At 70.5% G+C, this 7,548-nt stretch carries 4 protein-coding genes; 3 read left to right on the forward strand and 1 reads right to left on the reverse strand.

Annotated elements, in window-relative coordinates:
• Positions 1–101: 101 nt before the first annotated feature.
• Together WBA97_RS39280 and WBA97_RS39285 are read left to right on the forward strand one after the other, a co-directional pair.
• Positions 102–1,070 (forward strand): D-alanine--D-alanine ligase family protein, encoded by a 969-nt coding sequence (locus tag WBA97_RS39280; RefSeq protein ID WP_424236214.1) that lies wholly within the window; start codon positions 102–104, stop codon positions 1,068–1,070.
• Entirely contained in the window at positions 1,067–2,440 is a 1,374-nt protein-coding gene (locus WBA97_RS39285; RefSeq protein ID WP_424236216.1) for a UDP-N-acetylmuramoyl-tripeptide--D-alanyl-D-alanine ligase, read from the forward strand. The genes WBA97_RS39280 and WBA97_RS39285 overlap by 4 nt, the downstream gene beginning before the upstream one ends.
• Before the next feature lie 15 nt (positions 2,441–2,455).
• Here the strand turns inward: WBA97_RS39285 and WBA97_RS39290 are convergent, their stop codons facing one another.
• Positions 2,456–3,844, reverse strand: coding sequence for an alkaline phosphatase PhoX (locus WBA97_RS39290; protein ID WP_424236218.1), 1,389 nt, complete (start codon positions 3,842–3,844; stop codon positions 2,456–2,458).
• A gap of 471 nt (positions 3,845–4,315) precedes the next feature.
• Between WBA97_RS39290 and WBA97_RS39295 the strand changes: the two genes are divergently transcribed.
• On the forward strand, positions 4,316–7,261 hold the full coding sequence (locus WBA97_RS39295) for a BTAD domain-containing putative transcriptional regulator (protein ID WP_424236220.1): 2,946 nt from the start codon (positions 4,316–4,318) through the stop codon (positions 7,259–7,261).
• Positions 7,262–7,548: the final 287 nt, after the last annotated feature.

The raw sequence follows: 7,548 nt of genomic DNA on the forward strand, positions 1-7,548 counted from the left end.
GACCAAAAACTGTCCGAGTACTGCTCCCGGAATGACCAGAAATTGAGCAGAGAATGCTCTGGTAATCGATCGGCCGGGCCTTCGACACTGCCCGGGTGACAATGACTGAACGCCTCCGCGTAGCGGTGCTGACAGGCGGACCATCCGCCGAGCACGAAGTGTCCCTCCAGTCGGCGCGGGCGGTGCTCGACGCGCTGCCGAGAGACCGGTACGACCCCGTCCTCGTCCTCATCGACCGGCAGTGCGGCTGGTCGCTGGAGCTGCGCAGGGAGATGGCGGACAACAAGATCGACATCGTCTTCCCCGTGATGCACGGCCCGTTCGGCGAGGACGGCGTCGTTCAGGGGCACCTCGAGACGCTGGGCCTGCCGTACGTGGGTTGCGGTGTCATGGCCTCTGCCATCGCGATGGACAAGACCGTGATGCGCCGGGTGTTCGCGGCAGATGGCATCCAGGTCATCCCGCACGTCTGGTTCACAGCGCACGACTGGCACACCTCGACCGACCGATCGGACCTGGTGAAATCGCTCGACTGGCCGATGTACGTCAAGCCGGCCAACATGGGCTCCTCCATCGGCATCTCCCGCGTCACCTCCATGGCGGAACTGCACACGGGTGTCGAGCTGGCCTTGCGTTACGACCGGATCGTGGTCGTCGAGCAGGGCATCATCGCCCGCGAGCTGACCTGCGGAGTGCTCGGCGACCACGACACCCCCGACGCCTCGGTCGTCGTCGAGCTCAACGTCCGTGGCGACTGGCTCGACTACGAGGAGAAATACCTCAGCGACCACGAGCTCGCCACCGTTCCCGCCCCGCTGCCCGAACCGATCACCAAGGAGATCCGCGAGCTGTCCCTGCACGCCTACCGGGCGATCGGTGGCTACGGCCTGTCCCGGGTCGACTTCCTCTACGAGGAGCACACGGGCCGTTTGTACCTGCTGGAGATCAACACGATGCCCGGCTTCACCCCTCGTTCCGTCTTCGCCAGGGGTTGGGAGGCCGGCGGGCTTTCGTACCCGGAGCTGCTGAGCCGCCTCATCGACCTGGGCCTCGCGCGGAGCGGCGCATGATCCCGATGACGCTGACCGGGATCGCCAGTGTCCTTGACGCACGGCTGGACGGCGTGCCCGACCCGGCGGCTTCGGTGACGGGCCCGTCGGCGGTCGACTCGCGCGACGTGGTGCCTGGCGGCCTGTTCGCCGCGACGGTCGGCACCCGCGTCGACGGGCACGACTACGCGGCCAAGGCCGTCGCGGGGGGCGCCGTTGCCGTGCTGGCCGCCCGCCCTGTCGGGGTGCCCGCGATCGTGGTGGCGGACGTGCAGACCGCGCTGGGCGTGCTGGCCAGGCACGTGCTCACCCGGCTCGGCTGCACGGTGATCGCCATGACCGGGTCGGTGGGCAAGACCACGACCAAGGACCTCCTGGCCCAGATCCTCGAACCGCACGCACCGACGGTGTCGACCGACCGCTCGTTCAACAACGAGCTCGGGCTGCCGCTCACCGTGTTGCGAGCCGATGCCGGGACCAGGTACCTGGTGCTGGAGATGGGCGCGGGCAGGAAGGGCGATCTGGCGTACCTGACCGGGATCGCGCCACCGCAGGTGGGCCTGGTGCTCAACGTCGGCGCCGCACACATGTCGCGTATGGGCGGGCTGGCGGACGTGGCCGAGGCCAAGGGAGAGTTGGTGGCGGCCCTGACACGAGACGGGCACGCCCTGCTCAACGCCGACGACCCGTATGTCATGGGCATGGCGAAGCACACCCGGGCCAGGGTCGGGTTGTTCGGCAGGTCACCGGACGCCGGCGTGCGGGCCGAACAGGTGCGCATCGGCGAGGGAGCCCGGCCCTCGTTCGACCTGGTCACGCCCTCGGGCCGGGCCCGGGTCGCGCTCGATCTCATCGGTGAGCACCAGGTGGCCAACGCGCTGGGCGCCGCCGCGGCCGCCAACGCGCTGGGGCTGTCCACCGACGAGATCGCCGACGGGCTGAACTCGGCACGGCGCCGCTCGCCGGGTCGCTTCGAGATCACCGAGCGGCCCGACGGCGTCACCGTCGTCAACGACGCCTACAACGCCAACCCGGAATCCATGCGAGCCGGGCTGCACGCGGTCAGGGCGCTGGCAGGCGCCCGCCGCACCATCGCGGTGCTCGGCGCGATGGGGCAGCAGGCCGCCGCCTCGCGGGCCCGGCACGAGCAGGTTGGCAGGCTGGTGGCCGAGCTCGGCATCGACGTCCTGATCGCCGTCGGCAACGACGACGATCCCCGGGCCATGGCACTGGCGGCCTCCGGCAAGGAGGTCGCGGTGCACACGGTCGAGGACGTCGCCGCCGCCGTCGCGGTCGCCGAGGAGCTGCTCGCGCCGGGAGACGTGGTGTTCGTCAAGGCGTCCAGCGAGTACGGGCTGGGCGTCTGCGCGCGTGAGCTGTCCGCGTGCTGAGCGGCAGCGCTGTCATCAGTCGTGGCGGCGGTTCCACGGACCGGTGACCGCGAACGTGGTGCCGGGGTCGTAGATGTTGAAGAACATCGTCTTCCCGTCGGCGGAGAACCCGACCCCGGCCAGCTCGCCGTACTCGGGCTCCTCCGGCGTGCCGTTGTTCACGCGGTTGCGGGCGAAGTGGAAGACCTCACCGTCGCGCGTGGTGCCGAGCATGTACGCGTCGCCGATGCCGTCCTCGCACATCATCAGGCCGCCGTAGGGCGACATGCAGATGTTGTCCGGCGCGTCGAACTCCGGGTTGTCCGGGCCGGGCGTCGGCCGGGTGAAGATCACCTCGAGCCGCAGGGTCCTGCGCCGGGGGTCGAGCTTCCAGACCTGGCCGTCGTGGTTCTTCGCGGGGCCGAGTTCGGTGCGGGCGAACGACGAGACGAAGTACACGCACCGGTCCCGCTCGCCCCACCATGCGCCCTCGAGCTTGTAACCGCCGGTGATCTGCTTCGGGTAGTCCTGCGCGCGGACCGACTCGGTGGTGGCCAGCGGGTCGGGCACGGTCACCCACTCGACCCCGCCGAAGACCGCCCCAGCCTCCTGCACCACCGACAGGTCGGGCAGGTCCGGCACGCGCAACGCCTGCAGCTCGCCGCCCGCGCGCAGGCTGCCCCAGCCGCCGCGGGGACGCTCCGGCAGGAAGCGGTAGAGGCTGCCCAGCGGTGCGACGAACGCGTCCTCGGTCTCGTAGACGATGCCGGTGTGCGGGTCGACCGCGACGGCCTCGTGCTGGAACCGGCCCATCGCCTTCAGCGGCGTCGGGTTCTCGTTGCGCCGGTCGTCGTAGGGGTCGACCTCGAAGATGAAGCCGTGGTCCTTCGTGTAGCCGTTCTTGCCTGCCTTGTCCTCGGTCTCCTCGCAGGTCAGCCACGTGTGCCACGGTGTGATGCCGCCGGAGCAGTTGATCGCGGTGCCGCCGAGGCTGACGAACTCGGACTCGGCCGCACCGTGCCCGTCGACCACTACCGTGCTGGTGCCACCGGCGCCTGCCGGGTCGTAGGTTCGTTCCGGTGGCGCCACCACCTTGATCCGCGAGGTCGGCGAGCACTCGTGGTTGCGGACCAGCCGGGCGCCCCGCTTTCGGCCGGGGAACGCACCCATGCCGTCGAACCGGCTCGGCACCTGCAAACCGTCCGGCCGAACGGTCCCCTCACGGGACAGGATCGTGTAGCGGAAGCCGCGGGGCAGATCCAGGATCCCGTCGGGGTCCGGGATCAGCGGGCCGTAGCCGGCCGGTGGACCGGAGGTCCCCGCCGCCGGTTGCGCGGCGAACAGCGCCTCGACGGACCCGGCGACGACAACGGCTGCTCCGGTACCTGCCGCACGGCTCAGGAACTGGCGGCGCGACGATGTCATGGCGTCTCCTCAGGCGGTCGAACCAACGTGAACGGACGATGAACACGAAGTTAACAGCATCGCGGCCCACGAACACCACCAAAAGTAGGACCGAACCGCCACCGAGGGTCACCAACGGCTACCCGTCCTCGCGACACAGCAGGTCGGCGCGCCTGACCGCCGCGAGGCTCCTATCAGGTCATTGCCTCGCGACCGGCCACAGTGGCTCACCGACGACCACGTCGCACATTCCGGAGAAATCGACCCGGCCCACCTATGTCCTTTGTGGACGCGACAGCGTTCGGCACCGGACGGCGCCTCGCCGCCGATGGCGCGGTGCGACGGTGACCGTCCAATCGATTCATGCGGATGATGCAACCGGTCCTACATGGGCAAAGACCGGGATTCAAGGATTTGTCAAGGTGTTGTCATGGTCATGTGGTCGATACTTGGACGACTCACAACGGCGGGTCGACACTGGGGTGGGCATTGTTGGCGCTACGGCTGCTCGGACCGATCGAGTTCGTGGCCGATGGCCGGCCACTGGACATCGGCGGGCCTCGGCAGCGGACGGTGCTCGCCGTGCTCGGGTTGAACGTCGAACGGGTCACGTCGATGGACGGGATCATCACCGCCGTCTGGGGGGACGATCCACCCGAGACGGCGCGAGGACAGGTCCAGGTCTGCATTTCGGGGCTGCGCAAGGTGTTCGCCGAGGCGGGTCACCCTGCCGCGATCCGCACGGTGGCGCCCGGGTACCGGCTCGAGCTGGGCCGTGAGCACGTGGACACCCTGCGGTTCGCCGAGCTCGTGGCCGCCGCGAAGGCCGACGCGGACGACGGGCGGGCCGCGGAGGCCGTGGACACGTTGCGGACCGCGCTCGCGCTGTGGCGCGGGCCCGCGTTCGACGGAGTCGACAGTGAACTGGTCCAGCGCGGCGCCACCGCGCTCGACGAGCAGCGGATCGTCGCGGTCGAGGAACGGGTGCGGCTCGACCTCCAACTCGGCAGGTACCGGCAGCTGGTGTCCGAGCTGCGCGGACTCGTCAGCGAGCACCCGCTCCGCGAACGCCTCCACGAACTGCTCATGATCGCGCTCTACCGCTCCGGCCGCCCTGCCGAGGCGCTCGCCGCCTACCGCGACGCCCGCACGATCCTCCGCGAGGAGATCGGTGTCGAACCCGGACCCGAGCTGTGTGCGCTGGAAAGGGCCATCCTCAACCGCGACCCGTCGCTGGACGGCGGACGTCCGGAGGAGAGCGACGCGCGCGAACCCGTACCGAAGCAGATGCCGGCCACCATCGCCGACTTCACCGGTCGACAGGACGAGATCGCCGCGATCGTGGACACCATGACCGACAACGGGTCCGGGTTCGCGATGCCGGTCGTCGCGATCTCCGGACGGGGTGGGGTCGGCAAGTCGAGCCTCGCGATCCGGGTCTCCCACGAGGTGGCCGCGCACTTCTCCGACGGGCAGCTCTACGCCGCCCTGCGTGAGGGTGCCGAGGATGCTGGTGACCCCGCGAGCCAGCTCGCCCGGTTCCTCCGCGCGCTCGGCGTCGCCGGGCGCGCCGTGCCGCCAACGCTCGACGAGCGGGCCGCGCTGTACCGCAGCATGCTCGCGGGCAAGCGGGTGCTCGTGGTGCTCGACGACGTGACCACCGAGGAACAGGTACTCCCCCTGCTGCCCGGCGGGCACGGCTGTGCGGTGATCATCACCAGCCGGGTGCGCCTCGGCAGCCTGCCCGGCGCCCACCACGTCGACCTCGACCCGCTCGACACGACGACCGCGCTCGCGCTACTCAACCGGCTCGTCGGTGGCAAGCGCGTGCGATCCGAGGAGGCCGACGCCGAGGAGCTGGTCCGGCTCTGCGAGGGGCTGCCGCTGGCGCTGCGGATCGGCGGCGCACGGCTCGCCTCCAGGCCGACCTGGCGGATCGGCGGGCTCGTCGACCGCCTTCGCGACGAGGGCCGCCGCCTCGACGAACTGTCCCACCGCGGCTGGACCCTGCGCTCCAGCATCGCACTGACCTGCGAGACCCTCGGGGACGACGCGCGAAGACTGTTCCGGCTGCTCGCGCTCGTCGACACGCAGGAACTACAGGCGTGGACCGCGGCCGCGTTGCTGGACACCGGGCTCGCCGACGCCGAGGACGTCATGGAGAGCCTCGTCGACGCGCGTCTCCTCGACATCGTCGAGTACCCGGAGACCCACCGGATCCACTACCGGCTGCACGACCTGGTCCGCATGTATGCCAGGGAGTTGCTGCTCGCCACCGTGTCACAGGAGGACCGCGACGCGACGCTCACGCGCCTGTTCGGCGGCTGGCTCGCGCTCGTGGACGCCGCGCACCGCCGGGAGTACGGCGGCGACTACACGATCGTGCACAGCCCGGCGCCCCGCTGGCAGCCGCCCGGCACCGACCCGGACGACCACGTGAGCGACGACGCGGGCGGGGTGCTCGGCTGGTGGGACTCCGAACGCACCGCGCTGGTCGCGGCCGTGCGGCAGGCGGCGCGCGACGGGTTCGTCGCGCAGTGCTGGGACCTCGCGCTGACGTGCGTGACCCTGTTCGAGGCGAAGGGCCACTTCGACGACTGGAAGGCCGTCACGCAGGTCGCGCACGACGCGGCCGAGCGGGCGGGCGACCGCGACGGGGTCGGCGCGATGCTGTACTCGATGGGCACGTGGTGCATGTTCCAGTCCAGGCTCGCCGACGCGGACCAGCGGTTCGCGCAGGCCGTGGAGGCGTTCGCCCAGACCGGCAACGAACACGGCGGCGCGCTCGCACTGCGCAACGCCGCACACGTGGACGGCCTGCGCGGCAGGCATGAGGCGATGCTGACGAAGTACGAGGTGGCGCTCACGACCATGCGCGCGGTCGGCGACCACATCGGCGAGGCACACATCCTCCGCAACACCGCCCGTTACTGGCTCGACGAGGGCGACCTCGACCGGGCCAGGTCCCTGCTCGGCGAGGCACTCACCATCTGCAGGCGGGAACGGTGCAGGCGCACCGAGGCCCAGGCCACCCACACACTCGCCGAGCTGTACCTGACCGCGGGCGAGCTCGACCTCGCCAGGGAGGCCCTGCACTCGGTGCTGCGCATCGTGCGCGACGCGAGCGACAAGATCGGCGAGACCCACGCGCTGTACGCGCTCGGCGTGATGCGCAGGCGCGAGGGCAGGCTCGACAGCGCGACCACCACGCTCACCCACGCCCTCGACCTGGCCGAACGCGTGCGGGAGCGGATGGTCGAGGCCAAGTCCCACCACGCGCTCGGCGAGATCGCCATGAACCGCGACGAGATCACCGCCGCCGCCGATCACCTGGAAACCGCACAGCGCCTGTTCACAGAACTGAAGTCCACGGCGTGGCAGGAGAAGTCGGCCGCACTCCTGGCGGAGATCCGGGAGCGCATCCGCCAGGTGGCCTGACGCGGCCCACGCGGGTCCCGAACCGTGGACTCGCGGGTCCCGAACCGTGGACTCGCCGGTCCCGAACCGTGGACTCGCGGGTCCCCAACCGTGGACTCGCCGGTCCCGAACCCTAGACTCGCGGGTCCCGAACCGTGGACTCGCCGGTCCCGAACCGTGGACTCGCGGGTCCTCAACCGTGGACTCGCCGGTCCCGAACCCCAGACTCGCGGGTCCCGAACCGTGGACTCGCCGGTCCCGAACCGTGGACTCGCGGGTCCTCAACCGTGGACTCGCCGGTCCCGAAC

The organism is Actinophytocola sp. (assembly GCF_049647105.1).
In the GTDB taxonomy this organism is placed as follows: domain Bacteria; phylum Actinomycetota; class Actinomycetes; order Mycobacteriales; family Pseudonocardiaceae; genus Actinophytocola.